At 71.7% G+C, this 13145-nt stretch carries 14 protein-coding genes; 3 read left to right on the plus strand and 11 right to left on the minus strand.

Translation table 11 applies throughout. The features are described from left to right. Positions 1–9 precede the first annotated feature (9 nt). The 3 genes from ACWDRW_RS04825 to ACWDRW_RS04835 form a co-directional block, all read right to left on the minus strand. Positions 10–690: an AIM24 family protein gene (locus tag ACWDRW_RS04825; RefSeq protein ID WP_015657951.1), complete on the minus strand. Its 681-nt coding sequence runs from the start codon at positions 688–690 to the stop codon at positions 10–12. A 13-nt stretch (positions 691–703) separates the two neighbouring features. Beyond that, a complete protein-coding gene (locus ACWDRW_RS04830) occupies positions 704–2389 on the minus strand; it encodes a TerD family protein (RefSeq protein WP_451720118.1) in 1686 nt (561 codons plus the stop codon). Positions 2390–2521: 132 nt separating this feature from the next. After that, on the minus strand, positions 2522–3118 hold the full coding sequence (locus ACWDRW_RS04835; protein WP_451720121.1) for a M48 metallopeptidase family protein: 597 nt from the start codon (positions 3116–3118) through the stop codon (positions 2522–2524). A gap of 240 nt (positions 3119–3358) precedes the next feature. On the opposite strand from ACWDRW_RS04835, the gene ACWDRW_RS04840 reads away from it, so the two are divergent. Both ACWDRW_RS04840 and ACWDRW_RS04845 read left to right on the plus strand, forming a co-directional pair. After that, a complete protein-coding gene (locus tag ACWDRW_RS04840; RefSeq protein WP_451720123.1) occupies positions 3359–4579 on the plus strand; it encodes a TOMM precursor leader peptide-binding protein in 1221 nt (406 codons plus the stop codon). Further along, complete coding sequence (locus ACWDRW_RS04845; RefSeq protein ID WP_451720127.1) at positions 4572–5939, plus strand: ABC1 kinase family protein; 1368 nt, start codon at positions 4572–4574, stop codon at positions 5937–5939. Before ACWDRW_RS04840 ends, ACWDRW_RS04845 begins: the two co-directional genes overlap by 8 nt. 73 nt (positions 5940–6012) lie before the next feature. Here ACWDRW_RS04845 and ACWDRW_RS04850 read toward each other — a convergent pair whose 3' ends face one another. The 5 genes from ACWDRW_RS04850 to ACWDRW_RS04870 form a co-directional block, all read right to left on the minus strand. Continuing rightward, positions 6013–6222 carry a hypothetical protein gene (locus ACWDRW_RS04850; protein WP_451720130.1) on the minus strand — a complete coding sequence of 70 codons (210 nt, stop codon included), beginning with the start codon at positions 6220–6222 and terminating at the stop codon, positions 6013–6015. A 136-nt stretch (positions 6223–6358) separates the two neighbouring features. Further along, complete coding sequence (locus ACWDRW_RS04855) at positions 6359–6685, minus strand: hypothetical protein (RefSeq protein ID WP_451720133.1); 327 nt, start codon at positions 6683–6685, stop codon at positions 6359–6361. Continuing rightward, the gene (locus ACWDRW_RS04860; protein ID WP_019072119.1) at positions 6682–7050 is read right to left on the minus strand and encodes a WhiB family transcriptional regulator; all 369 of its coding nucleotides are present in this window, start codon (positions 7048–7050) and stop codon (positions 6682–6684) included. The genes ACWDRW_RS04855 and ACWDRW_RS04860 overlap by 4 nt, the downstream gene beginning before the upstream one ends. A 173-nt stretch (positions 7051–7223) precedes the next feature. Further along, positions 7224–7562: a hypothetical protein gene (locus ACWDRW_RS04865; protein WP_451720135.1), complete on the minus strand. Its 339-nt coding sequence runs from the start codon at positions 7560–7562 to the stop codon at positions 7224–7226. A 164-nt stretch (positions 7563–7726) separates the two neighbouring features. Continuing rightward, on the minus strand, positions 7727–9922 hold the full coding sequence (locus tag ACWDRW_RS04870) for an ATP-dependent DNA helicase UvrD2 (RefSeq protein ID WP_451720137.1): 2196 nt from the start codon (positions 9920–9922) through the stop codon (positions 7727–7729). 216 nt (positions 9923–10138) lie between these two features. On the opposite strand from ACWDRW_RS04870, the gene ACWDRW_RS04875 reads away from it, so the two are divergent. Further along, positions 10139–10381: a mycoredoxin gene (locus tag ACWDRW_RS04875; RefSeq protein WP_451720140.1), complete on the plus strand. Its 243-nt coding sequence runs from the start codon at positions 10139–10141 to the stop codon at positions 10379–10381. 59 nt (positions 10382–10440) lie between these two features. Here ACWDRW_RS04875 and ACWDRW_RS04880 read toward each other — a convergent pair whose 3' ends face one another. The 3 genes from ACWDRW_RS04880 to ACWDRW_RS04890 form a co-directional block, all read right to left on the minus strand. Continuing rightward, positions 10441–10629, minus strand: coding sequence for a hypothetical protein (locus ACWDRW_RS04880; RefSeq protein WP_451720142.1), 189 nt, complete (start codon positions 10627–10629; stop codon positions 10441–10443). 1 nt (position 10630) lies between these two features. Further along, the gene (nudC, locus tag ACWDRW_RS04885) at positions 10631–11575 is read right to left on the minus strand and encodes an NAD(+) diphosphatase (RefSeq protein WP_451720144.1); all 945 of its coding nucleotides are present in this window, start codon (positions 11573–11575) and stop codon (positions 10631–10633) included. Positions 11576–11731: 156 nt separating this feature from the next. Further along, on the minus strand, positions 11732–13144 hold the full coding sequence (locus tag ACWDRW_RS04890; protein WP_451720147.1) for a dipeptidase: 1413 nt from the start codon (positions 13142–13144) through the stop codon (positions 11732–11734). Position 13145: the final 1 nt, after the last annotated feature.

The following is a 13145-nucleotide window of genomic DNA, read 5'->3' on the forward strand; positions in this document are numbered from 1 at the left end:
GGCTCCCCCTCAGCCCCGGACCCGGAGGCGGTCGGTGCTGTCCTCACTGGGCTGGACGACGACGATGCCCTGGCCTGAGAAGGCCATCTGGTAGGCCTCACCACTGCCCCGGCCGATGAGCGACTGCGCCTTGAAGCTGCGCTTGCCCTTCACCTTGAGGTTCGGGGACCAGGCCACGAGCGCGTCGGGGTCGACGTACGTCTCGTTCTCGCCGCCGCCGCAGTCCACGACGATCGGCTTGCCCCGGGAGGTCAGCGCGACCCAGCCCTGCCCGGAGATCTTGGTGTTCCACAGGCCCTGCCCGGCGAACTTCGCCAGGCCCTTCACCCGCTCCACGCCCCACGTGAGGTGGGCGTCGAAGGCGAGCAGGTTGGTGGCGTTGACGGAGATGCCGTCGCCGTTGAGGTTGATCACGACGACATTGGCGCCGTAGTCGGCGAGGTAGAGCAGTCCGTCCCCGGAGCACTTCATCAGGGGCGCGCCCTCGCCGGTCATCCAGTCCTTGGCGATCTGGCGGACGGCGGGCGGGTTGGGCTCGTACTGCACGAACCCCTCGTAGGCGACCATCGACCCCACGCGCGCGAGGAGGTCGTTCCCGGTCTGCATGGCGACCTTCAGCATGTGGTTGCCGTGGTTCTCCATGCGGGCCGTGACGGGGGCGGGAGCGTAGCCCGCGAGCGGCTGGTTCATGACGGGCTCTCCCTCAGATCTCGTACGGCTGGACGACGATGAAGTTGCCGGGAGCGCCACGGAACTGCAGGTTGACGCTCTCTCCGGTGTCGCCGGGGTAGGCGTTGCGCCGCATCCGGACCTGGCTGGAGACGACCACCTGGGAGGCGGCCGACCAGGCGACCACGGCGTTGCAGTCGGCGAACGTGGTCGGCGTGACCGGCAGGACGACGGGCGTGCCGTGCGTCTTGACGACGATCGTGCCGGTGCCGGTGAACTGCATCGTGAACAGCGCGCCGCCGGGGATGCCGTGGCCCTCGATGCGGCGAACCTCGTGCTGGAGGCTCTCGTCGAAGGCGAGGACGTTCTCCGCGGAGACGCACACTCCGTCGCCCTGGAGCTCGATGGGGTGCAGCATCGTGGAGTTCTCGGCGAGGAACACCTGGCCCTGGCCGGTGCAGCGCATCAGCTGCATCTCCTGGCCCGTGGCGTTGCCCACGACCCGGCCGGCGAACCCGGCGCCCTTGTAGCTGAAGTCGACCTTGCCCTGGTAGAGCACCATGCTGCCCTGCCGGGCGAGCACGGGCTGGCCGCCGATGCCGAGGTCGACGCGGACCATCTTCTTGTTCTGCTGCGTCCAGCGCTGCCCGGTCGGCGTCTCCCGGAACTGCTCCAGCGCGGCGGCCACACCGGGGGCCTGGGACGCGCCCTGGGGTGCGCCGTAGGGCGCCGGCTGGCCCGGGACCTGCCCGTACGCGGGCTGCTGGCCGTAGCCGGGGGGCGGGGTCTGGCCGTAGCCGGGGGGCGGCGTCGGCTGGCCGTAACCCGGCGGCGCGGTCGGTGCCTGGCCGTAGCCGGGGGGCATCGGCGCGCTGGGGGCGGGGGGCTGGCCGTAGGGCTGCTGCGGCTGGGGCGGCTGGCCGTAGGGCGCGGGTGCCGGGGCCGGCGGGGGCACCGAGGTGCCGCCCGGCGGGGTCATCGGGGCGATGATCGTCGGCTGGGCGTGCACGGAGGGCGCGGGAGCCGGGGCCGGCGGGGGCGTGGACCCCGGCGGGGGCGCGAAGCCCTGGGCGGGCTGCGGGGCGGGCGCCGGGGCGCCGAAGGCGGGCGGCGCGGCGGCCTGCGCCGGGGGCGCGAAACCGGGGGTGGCGCCGGGCTGCGGCTGCTGCGGAGCCGCTGCGGGCGCCTCCTCCTCGGCGACCTCGCCGCCGAAGTTCCTCAGCAGCGCCTCGAGGCCGCCGTCGAACCCCTGTCCGACCGCGGCGAACCGCCAGACGTCCTTCAGATAGAAGTCACCCAGCATGACGGCCCGTTCGGTGGTGAACTCCGAGCCGTTGAACGCATAGCGGGCGACTTCCTCGCCACCGGCGACGATACGGATGTATCCGGGGCTGACCTGCGACATCTGCCCGGCGCCGTCGATCGTCGCGGTGAACGACAGCTTCTGGATCTGCGGCGGGATCCGGTCCAGCGTGATCCGGAAGGACTCCGTGTCGCCTGCCTGGGCGCCCAGGAGCTGGATGGACTCCTCGGGGGACTTCGGCTGGTTGAAGAAGACGAAGTAGCGGTCGTCCGAGAGCCGTTCGTCGGCGTCGAGGCCGAAGCAGCTGATGTCGAACGTCAGTCCGGGGGCGGCGATCTGCACACCTACGTACAGATCCGTGCCCGCGGTGAGGTCACTGATCTTGGCCTTGTGGCCGCGTTGGAATTCCCTGGCCATGCGTAACGACCGTCCCCCATCCCGAATGCGAGTGCGTCGCGCCAGGCTAACGGCAAACCCCGACAGCGAACGACGTCGGTACAGAGCCGGTACAGAACCAGTGCCCCGCGGTACCGCAAGGTCGGGAAGCGGTCACTCTCCGCGTGCGCCGGGCAGATGCGGCAACCGGTCGGCGGCGACCACTCCTTCGAGGTAGCCCCGGGCCCGCTCGGTGCGCGGGAACGCCTCCAGCAGCCGCCAGAAGCGGGGCCCGTGTCCGGGCACGAGCAGATGCGCGAGCTCGTGCAGCAGGACGTAGTCGACGACGTACTCCGGCATGCCCTGGAGGCGGTGCGAGAGACGGATGCTGCCCTCGGCGGGCGTGCACGAGCCCCAGCGGGTGTTCTGGTTGGTGACCCAGCGGACCGAGCTGGGCCGGGCACGGCCGTCAAAGTACTGGGCCGAGAGGCGTTCGGCGCGCTCCGCCAACTCGGTGTCACCGAGGACCCGCCTGCTCTCCTGGGCGGCCAGCTTGTCCAGCATGACGCTCACCCAGCGCCGCTCCTCCGCCTCGGACATCCGGGCGGGGATGAGGACGACGGTCCGATCCCCCTCGCGGTAGGCGGAGACCGTCCTGCGGCGACGGGCACTTCTGCGCACCTCGATCGCGCTCGCCCCCGAACCGCTCGGCGGCGGGCTCGTCGTACTGCGCTGTGGCATTCCGGCGCGGTGCAGTGGGTCGACGGACACGCCCCGACGTTACCCGCTGCACACGGGGGAAGTCCCGCCTCCGGTACGGTTCGGCGCCCAGACCCCACCATGCGTTTGATTTGTACGAATAATTCGTGGGCCTGTGGACAACTTTCGGCGCCGGACCGCGCATCCGGGCATGCTGGCTCTCGCCGGGGCAGCCGTGACCGACGCCACGAGGTCGCGCCCGACCACTCCGGCGAACGGGGACGAACCATGACTTATTCACGGGGGTCTGTCATGCATCCGATGGTGAAGCCGGCGCTCAGGCGCGGCTGGCGCGACCTCAACACCGTGCAGTTCGGGATGACTCCCGCGCACGCCATGACGCTCGGCCCGATGGACACGGCGACGGGCAGCTTCCTCGACGCGCTCAACGGCACCCGGGGCGTTGACCTGTTGCGCGCCGAGGGGCGCCGAATGCGGCTGCCCGACGGCCATGTCGACGCGCTGGTGACGCGGTTGTCCCGGGCGGGGCTGCTCGACGACGCGCGCGGGGGCGGGCCGCGCGGGGCCGAACTGCGTGCCGACAAGGAGGTCCTGGACCGGCTCCGCCCGGATCTGGCCTCGCTCTCCCTGACCACGTCCGAGCCGGGCGAGGCCATGCACCGGCTGTCCGCCCGCCGCTCCCTGCGGGTACAGGTGCGCGGCGCGGGCCGGGTGGGCGCCGTGCTGGCCTCGCTGCTGGCGGGCGCGGGCGTCGGCGAGATCGACGTCCGCGACGGCGGCCGGGTCGAGCCGTGGGACGTGGCACCAGGCGGACTGCCCGCGGAGGCGGTGGGCGAGCGCCGGGACGAGGCCGCCCGCCGGGCCGTGCGGCGTGCCGCCCCGGCCCGCCCGCCCCGCCGCGGCCCCCAGTCACCGCCCGACGACGCCGACCCGGGCCATTCCCTGGTGGTCCTCGCCCCACGGGACGATGTCTCGGTCCACGCACCCGTCCCGTCCGCCGCCGATGACCTCATCGCCTCCGGCACCCCTCATCTGTACGCCGGGGTGGTCGAGGGAACCGGGGTCGTGGGCCCGCTCGTCCTGCCGGGCGAGACAAGCTGCGCCGGCTGTCTTCAGGAGGGCCGCGCCGACCGCGATCCGGTCTGGCCACGCCTGGTCGCCCAATGGCGTTCGGGCGCGGGCAGGGCGCGGCCGGTGCCGGCCTGCGATCTGGCGCTGGCCACGACGGTCGCCGGACTGGCGGCGGCACACGCGCTGGCCTTCCTCGACGGCCGGACCCCGTCCAGCGCGGGCGCCCGCTGGGAGGTGTCGCTGCCCGGTCTGACCTGGCACGCGCGTCCGGTCTGGGCGCATCCCGCATGTCCGTGCGGGGCCGCGGAGAAAGGTAAGGAAGGACACACCACCTCCAAGGACGGGGAGGGGCACGAGACAATGGCGGAACAACGGCCGTCGAGAACGTCACGCCGTCAGGCGAACGCTCGTCCCGTTGGGACCTGGAGGGCGCATGTCTGATCTTCCCCGGAAGGCGGTCACCCGGACCGCCAAGCTCGCCGCGCTCCCGCTCGGCTTCGCCGGACGGGCCACCTGGGGACTGGGCAAGCGAATCGTGGGCGAGTCCGCGGAGCTCGTCGGCAGAGAGCTGCAGCAGCGCACCGCCGAGCAGATGTTCAAGGTGCTCGGCGAGCTCAAGGGCGGCGCGATGAAGTTCGGGCAGGCCCTGTCCGTCTTCGAGTCGGCGCTGCCCGAAGAGGTCGCGGGCCCCTACCGCGCGGCACTGACCAAGCTCCAGGAGGCGGCGCCGCCGATGCCGACCCGCTCGGTGCATGCCGTGCTGGCCGAGCGGCTCGGGCAGGACTGGCGCGAGCTGTTCGTCGAGTTCGACGACAAGCCCGCTGCGGCGGCCTCCATCGGCCAGGTGCACCGGGCGGTGTGGCAGGACGGCCGTGCGGTGGCGGTCAAGGTCCAGTACCCGGGCGCCGGCGAGGCCCTGCTCTCCGACCTCAACCAACTGAGCAGGTTCGCCCGGCTCTTGGGTCCGCTGGTCCCCGGCATGGACATCAAGCCGCTGATCACGGAGCTGAAGGACCGGGTCTCCGAGGAACTGGACTACGCCCTGGAGGCGCAGGCCCAGCAGGTCCACGCGGAGGAGTTCGCGGACGACCCGGACTTCGTGGTGCCCGACGTCGTCCACCAGTGCGACCAGGTCCTGGTGACCGAGTGGATCGACGGGATCCCCCTGTCGGAGATCATCGCCGACGGCACCGAGGAGCAGCGCGACCGCGCCGGCCAGCTGCTGGCCCGGTTCCTCTTCTCGGGCCCGGCCCGCACCGGCCTGCTCCACGCCGACCCGCACCCCGGCAACTTCCGGCTTCTGCCCGGCGGCCCGGACGACGAGGAGGAGTGGCGCCTCGGCGTCCTGGACTTCGGCACGGTCGACCGCCTCCCCGGTGGTCTGCCCACCCCGATCGGCGAGTCGCTGCGCATGACCCTCGACGGCGACGCCGAGGCCGTCTACGAGCTGCTGTGCCGGGAAGGGTTCGTCAAGGAGTCCATCGCGCTGGACCCGGACGCCGTTCTGGACTACCTCCTGCCGATCATCGAACCGGCCCAGGTCGACGCATTCACCTTCACCCGGGGCTGGATGCGCAGTCAGGCGGCCCGCGTCGCCGACCCCCGCTCCCCCGCCTACCAGCTCGGCAAGCAGCTCAATCTGCCGCCCGCCTATCTGCTGATACACCGCGTGACGCTGAGCACCATCGGTGTCCTGTGCCAGCTGGGAGCGACGGTCGGGCTGCGGGAGGAGCTGGAGGAGTGGCTGCCCGGGTTCGTCCCGGAGGAGGAGGACCCGGAGGAGTCCGTCGCGGAGGCCTGAGAGGCGGAGGCCCGGAGGGTCGGTGGGTTGAGGGTCGGTGGGGTGACGGGCGACGGGGTGACGGGCGGCGGGGCTACCACCAGGCCGAGTCGAGCCGGCCCTCGATCGCCCTGAGGTTCTCCCGGGAGCAGGTGTCGCAGAAGTAGCGGCGCTCGCCGTTCTCCACGGAACAGGTCCAGGTGGGCCGCGGGCCCTCGGCCTTGGCGCCGCAGCCGGCGCACACCAGGATCTGCGGCTCCGAGGCGGAGTCGGCGTCCTCACTGCCTCCGGGAAGACTCGTCACCTCGTGACGATAACGCCGTCGTCCGCGTCCTCGCGCGCACAACGCACCGCGGGGGCCGGTCCGTTCGGCCGGACCGGCCCCCGCGGGGAAGCTGTTTTCCTCCCTCGGCGGGAGGCCGTCGCCTCAGTCGGGTGGATTACTGCATGACCGCCATGGCAATGGCACGGCGGGCGCGCAGCGAGGCGCGCTCGGCGCGGCGCTGCATCCGGCGCGCGGTCACCAGGCGCAGCGCCCGGCGTTCCCGCTCGGCCTCATGCAGGCGCTCGTGCATATGCGCACGGGCCAGGGCTTCTGGGATGAGTTGCATTTCGCGGGTCCTGTTCTGGCGCGAGTCGATCACGCCGGTGGTGGTGAAGTCTTCAGGCGTGGTGCCTGCTGCGTGCTCGTTGGTGGACGGCTTCATCGGGGCCTGCTTCTTGGGGTCGTGCGTGAGGGGGCGGTCGATCGTTCCTGGGGTGTTCATGCCGTGACCGGGTTCTTGCGCGGGCGGCCACGCGGCCGCTTCCGGGCGACGACAACGCCCTGGACGAACAGCTCGCCACCCCAGACGCCCCAGGGCTCACGCCGCTCCTTGGCGCCGGCGAGGCAGGCCTCGATCAGCGGGCAGGTGCGGCAGAGGGACTTGGCGTACTCGACGTCGGCCGGCGACTCGGCGAAGAAGACCTCCGGGTCGTAGGAGCGGCAGGGGACGGGTACGCCGAGGTTCTCGATGGCGTCGTCGAGCGCGGTGAGCGCGGTGAGCGGGGTCAAGGTGGAGTCCTCCGTGAGGCCGGGCGGGGGGATCGTTTCGGAAGGCGGTACGGACGGGGCGTGCGCTTCGAGTTGCACGGTTGGTCTTCCTCGTCTGGTCGTTCCGGTCCGGTTGGACCGGGTGGCGGTGGTACCGGGTTCTTTTCTTGTCCCGAGGCCCCTTCGCCCGTCTGTCCCCGGTTCAGGGACAAACAGAAGGGCCGCGGATCCCGGATGGGGTTCCGCGGCCCTGAAGGCGCCGGCCTGATCAATCAGGCTGGATCACTCCAGGGTTCTGGCCCACGGAAGGCCCACATCTGGTGGTGCTGCGTCGTCTGCTTCCGGAATCCGGCACCGGTCGCCGTAAAGGCATAGGCCTTCGCCTGTGCCACTACTGCCGCTTCCAGTGCCTTGGTCGGTCGCTCATTGCGCTCGTCGCGCTCACGGATGGGAAGACCCGCGAGGGACAGGGAGGCAGCCGGACGGACGGCACGGATGCCGGACAGACCGGTGCCCTGGTCAGAGGCGCCGAGCAGGCACAGGGAGGCGACGACCGAGGGATCGGTCATTTTCACGGTGCTGACGGTGGAGCTGGTGTAGATGCTGATCACTGGACTCGCCTCCTCTCGGCGTCTAAGGGGACTGGGGTGAGCCAGTCCGACGGGTATGCAAGTACAACACGGAATCGGGGCCTCAGGAAGGCCTCCGTTTCCGTGCTTAAGAACCTATGGGGATTGCTGGGGCATGCGCAAACTATTTTTTCGACGAGTTCGCATCAGTCCCCGTCTTTCTCTCCCCCGGGCTCCCGGCCTGCGCAGATGGCCAGGACATCGGCTCCGTAGCGGTTGAGCTTGCGCACGCCGACACCGGGGATCCGCGCGAGGTCCCCCTCCTCGTCGGGGCTCGATTCGGCGATCGCCATCAGGGTCTTGTCGGTGAAGACGCAGAAGGCGGGCTGCCCGCTGCGCCGCGCCTGCTCCGCGCGCCACTCCCGGAGCCGCTCGTACAGTCCCTCGTCCATGTCGGAGGGACAGTCCTCGCAGCGCATCAGCTTCATCTCACCGGCGTCGGTGAGGGTGCGTCCGCAGACCCGGCAGCGCGCGACGGTGCGCTGCGTGCGGCTGGGGGCGGCGTCGGGTCTGCTGGTGAAGCCGCGCTCGACGCCCCCGGAGCGCCCGGCGACGGCTCGGCCCGCGCCGGCGCCGGAGCCGGGGCGCAGTCCGTCGAGGAAGCGGCTGGGGCGCCGGTTCGCGCGGCCGCCGGGTGAACGGGAGAGGGACCAGGAGACATGGAGGTGCTCCCGGGCCCGGGTGACACCGACATAGAGGAGGCGGCGCTCCTCCTCGATCTGTTCGTCGGTCTTTGCGTAGGTGATCGGCATCATGCCCTCGGCCACTCCGACGAGGAAGACGACGTCCCACTCCAGGCCCTTGGCCGAGTGCAGGGAGGCGAGGGTGACGCCCTGGACGGTCGGGGCGTGCTGGGCGCCGGCCCGTTCGTCGAGTTCGGCGACCAGGTCGCCCAGGGTGGCGCCGGGCCGGGCGGCGGCGAAGTCCTGGGCGAGGTTGACCAGGGCGGCCAATGACTCCCAGCGCTCCCGGACCGCGCCGGAGCCGGCCGGGGGCTCGGACGTCCAGCCCTCTCCGGAGAGCACGGCACGCACCTGGGAGGGCAGGTCGACGGCGTCGTCGAGGAGGGAGTCGTTGCCCCCGAAGCGGGCCGCTCCGCGCAGGGCGATACCGGCTTTGCGCACCTCGGGCCGGTCGAAGAAGCGCTCCGCCCCACGCAGCTGGTAGGGGATTCCGGCGTCGGCGAGGGCCTGCTCGTAGGTCTCGGACTGGGAGTTCGTGCGGAACAGGACGGCGATCTCGCTGGCCGGCACGCCGGAGTCGAGGAGCTCGCGGATGCGCCGGGCGGCGCCCTCGGCCTCGGCGGGCTCGTCGGTGTACTCGGTGTAGACGGGATCGGGGCCCGCCTCGCGCTGGGAGATCAGCTCCAGCCGGTGGTCGGCGGCGCGGCCCCGGGCCTGGGCGAGCAGACCGTTGGCGAGGTGGACGACCTGGGGGGTGGAGCGGTAGTCGCGGACCAGTTTGACGACCGTGGCGCCGGGGTGGCGGGTGCGGAAGTCGAGCAGATGGTCGGGGGTTGCTCCCGTGAACGAGTAGATCGTCTGGCTGGCGTCGCCCACCACGCACAGGTTGTCGCGCTCGCCGAGCCACAGTTCCAGCAGCCGCTGCTGAAGAGGGCTGACGTCCTGGTACTCGTCGACCACGAAGTGCTGGTACTGGGCGCGGACCTGTTCGGCGATGTCGTGGCGGTCCTGGAGGATCGCCACGGTCAGCAACAGGACGTCCTCGAAGTCGATGACGCCGCGCTGCCGCTTGAGGTCCTCGTAGGCGGAGTAGAGCTGGGCGATCTCGGCGGGGTCACGGGGGGCCTCGCGGCCGGCCTTGACGGCGGCGAGGGCGTAGTCGGCGGGGACGGTCTGGGTGACCTTGGACCACTCGATCTCGGCGGTGGTGTCCCGCAGCTCGCCCCGGTCCAGGCGGATCCGGCACGCGGCGGCCGCGTCCGCGACGAGCTGGATCTTGCGGTCGACGAGCCGGGGCATGGAGCCACCGACCGCTTTCGGCCAGAAGTACTGGAGCTGGCGCAGGGCCGCCGAGTGGAAGGTCCGGGCCTGAACGCCTGTGGCGCCCAGCTGGCGCAGCCGGCCGCGCATCTCGCCGGCCGCGCGGTTGGTGAAGGTGACGGCCAGCACGCTGGAGGGCTGGAGGATGCCGGCGCGCACGCCGTAGGCGATGCGGTGGGTGATCGCCCGCGTCTTGCCCGTACCGGCTCCGGCCAGCACGCACACCGGGCCGTGCAGGGCGGTGGCCACCTCGCGCTGCTCGGGGTCGAGCCCGTCGAGCACCGCGTCGGCCGAGTCCGGTGCCTGCGGGAAGAGCGGGGAGTGCGTTGCTGCTGTCACCCCGCCATGCTGCCAGGTCGCCGGAGACGGGTGAGCCGGTTGTCCACAGGCAGGGTCTCGCAGTCGTACTAATGCGGCAGGCATCACGTCCTGATGAGGCAGGCATCACGTCGCCCGGCATACCCCCGGCGGGAATGGCCGCCCGATCGCGTGCGTTCCCCCTCTGGACGACCCGCTAGACCCCCGTCCCCGAGTCATCGAAGGAGCGCGCGAGACATGCAGGGCACTGTGACGATGTACAGCACCACGTGGTGCGGCTACTGCCAGCGGCTGAAGAAGCAGCTGGACCGCGAGGGCATCGCGTACACCGAGATCAACATCGAGCAGGACCCGCAGTCCGCGGCGTTCGTCGAGAAGGCCAATGGCGGAAACCAGACGGTCCCGACCGTGCTTTTCGCGGACGGCTCGACCCTCACCAACCCGTCGCTGGCTCAGGTCAAGCAGAAGATCGCGGTCTGACCCCGGAGCGCGCCAAAGGCCCCCGACCGACCGGTCGGGGGCCTTCGTATGTCCTGGCGTCACAGCGTGCCGCGGATCGCCGCCTCGAAGTGCTCGTCCGTCAGTGCCTCGTACCCGTGCTCGGCGACGAAGGCCCGGATGCGGCCGAGCGGGGTGTCGGGGGCCGGTGGCTCGGTGGCCAGTTCGAAGCCGGTGACCTGGAGGGCGAACTCCAGGTCGTAGTCGCGCGCCGTGTCGTCGTCCGCCATGTCAGACGAACGTCCTCGTCGGCAGCGGCTTGCCGTACCAGAGCTCGATCAGGCGAGCCGCGATCGAGATGCCGTAGGGCGGCAGCACCTCGCCCGATTCGAAGGCGGCGCCCAGCTCGTCTCGGGAGAACCAGCGGGCCTCGTGGATCTCGTCGCCGTCGACGTCGACCTCGGTCGAGGTGGCGCGGGCCATGAAGCCCAGCATCAGGCTGGACGGGAAGGGCCACGGCTGGCTGGCGACGTACTCGACCTGGCCGACGGTGATGCCGGCCTCCTCGAAGACCTCGCGGCGCACCGTCTGCTCGATGGACTCACCGGGCTCGACGAATCCGGCGAGCGTGGAGAAGCGGCCCTCGGGCCAGTGGACCTGGCGGCCCAGCAGGATGCGGTCGTCCTCGTCGGTGACAGCCATGATCACGGCCGGGTCGGTGCGCGGGTAGTGCTCGGCCCCGCAGGCCGGGCAGCGGCGGATGTGACCGGCCGCGGCGATCACGGTCCGCTCCCCGCAGCGGGAGCAGAAGCGGTGGGTGCGCTGCCAGTTCTCCAGGCCGACCGCGTGCACCATCAGGCCGATGTCGCGCGCGGAGAGCAGCAGGCCCGCCTCGCGCAGCCCGGCCGGGCGCGCCGACTGGTCGATACGGCCGGGCAGGGCGTCCTTCTGGAGGGCGAAGTAGCTGACGCCGTCCTCGTCGTTGCCGAGGAAGTAGCGGTGCGCCTCGGTGAGCGGCGCCTCGAAGGAGGGGGTCATGACGAGTTCGGTACGGCCGTCCGCCGTCTCGTCGATCAGGACCTGGCCGCCGGAGACCACGAAACAGCGGGTCGTGGGGTGGCTCCATGCCGCCGCCAGCCACGCCTCGTCGAGGCGGTGGTGGGCGGCGCGGTCGATGCCGCTCGGGGCGGTGAGCGAGATGGGGCGATCGGCGGTGTGGTCGGTCCAGGTGGTCACGGGTGCTTCCAACTCCCCCGGTGGAACGGTTGGTTTCGGCGGGCGGTTCAGCGGGACGTGGGACGGGAGGGGACCGGGTCCGGTGGGGCGGCGCGGTGCGGGGCGGCCCTACCAGTGTGCCCCGCGCGGGGTACCGCTCCGGACGGTACGCGGTGCTCAGGGCGCATGGCGCCAGTTCTGCGCCAGGTCACCCCACAGGTACGCGGTGGCCTCCACTCCCTTGAGCAGGAGATCGAGCTCGACCTTCTCGTTCGGCGCGTGCCAGCCGTCGGAGGGCACCGAGATGCCCAGGAAGAGGACGGGGGCGCCGAGGACTTCCTGGAGCGTGGCGGCGGGCCCCGATCCGCCCTCGCGGGTGAATCCGACCGGCTGCTCGAAGGCGCGGCCCATCGCGCGGGCGACGGACTGGAGGGCGGGGTGGTCCAGCGGCGTCAGGCAGGGTCGGGTGGCCGAGCCGAAGACGACCTCGCAGCGGATTCCGGCGGGCACCTGCTCGGCGGCCCACGCGCGGACGACCTTCTCGATGTGCTCGGGCTCCTGGCCGGCCACCATGCGGAAGGACAGCTTCATCATGGCGCTCGACGGGATGATCGTCTTACTGCCGGGGCCCTGGTAGCCGCCGCCGATGCCGTTGACCTCCGCGGTGGGGCGGGCCCAGATGCGCTCCAGGGTGGAGTACCCGGCCTCCCCGCTCGGGGCGTGCGACTTCGCGGTGCGCAGCCAGCGTCCCTCGTCGAAGGGCAGCGCGGCGAAGAGCTCCCGCTCCCGGTCCGTCAGCTCCACCACGCCGTCGTAGAAACCGGGGATGGCCACGCGCCCGTGGTCGTCGTGCAGGGCGGCGGCCAGGCGGGCGGCGGCGGTGGCCGGATTGGGCACGGCGCCGCCGAAGGAGCCGGAGTGGATGTCCTGCTCGGGGCCGTACAGCCGGATCTCGCACTCGGTGAGGCCGCGCATGCCGGTGCACACGGTGGGGGTGTCCTCGGACCACATGCCGGTGTCGGAGACGATCACGGCGTCGGCGGCGAGCCGGTCCGCGCGCTCGGCGACGAGGGCGTCGAAGTGCGGTGAGCCGGACTCCTCCTCGCCCTCGACGAGCAGCTTCAGATGGACGGCCGGGGCGGTGCGGCCGGTCGCCGCGAGGTGGGCGCGGACGCCGAGTGTGTGGAAGAACACCTGGCCCTTGTCGTCGGCCGCCCCGCGCGCGTAGAGGCGGTTGTCCCGGACGACGGGCTCGAAGGGGTCGCTGTCCCAGCCGTCCTCGCGGGCGGCGGGCTGCACGTCGTGGTGGCCGTAGACCAGGACCGTCGGGGCCTCGGGGTCCTCGGAGGGCCATTCGGCGAAGACGGCCGGGGCGCCTGGCGTGGGCCAGACCTCGACGGTCGGGAAGCCGGTCTCGGTGAGCTTGGCGGCGAGCCAGTCGGCGCTGCGCCGTACGTCGGGTGCGTGGTCGGGCTGGGCCGACACGGACGGGATGCGCAGCCATTCGGCGAGGTCGTCGAGGAAGGCGGCGCGGTGCTGCTGGACGTACGTACGGACGTCGCTGACGACGCTGTCAACGGGATGGCTCATG

It is taken from the genome of Streptomyces sp. NPDC003635 (genome assembly GCF_053587635.1).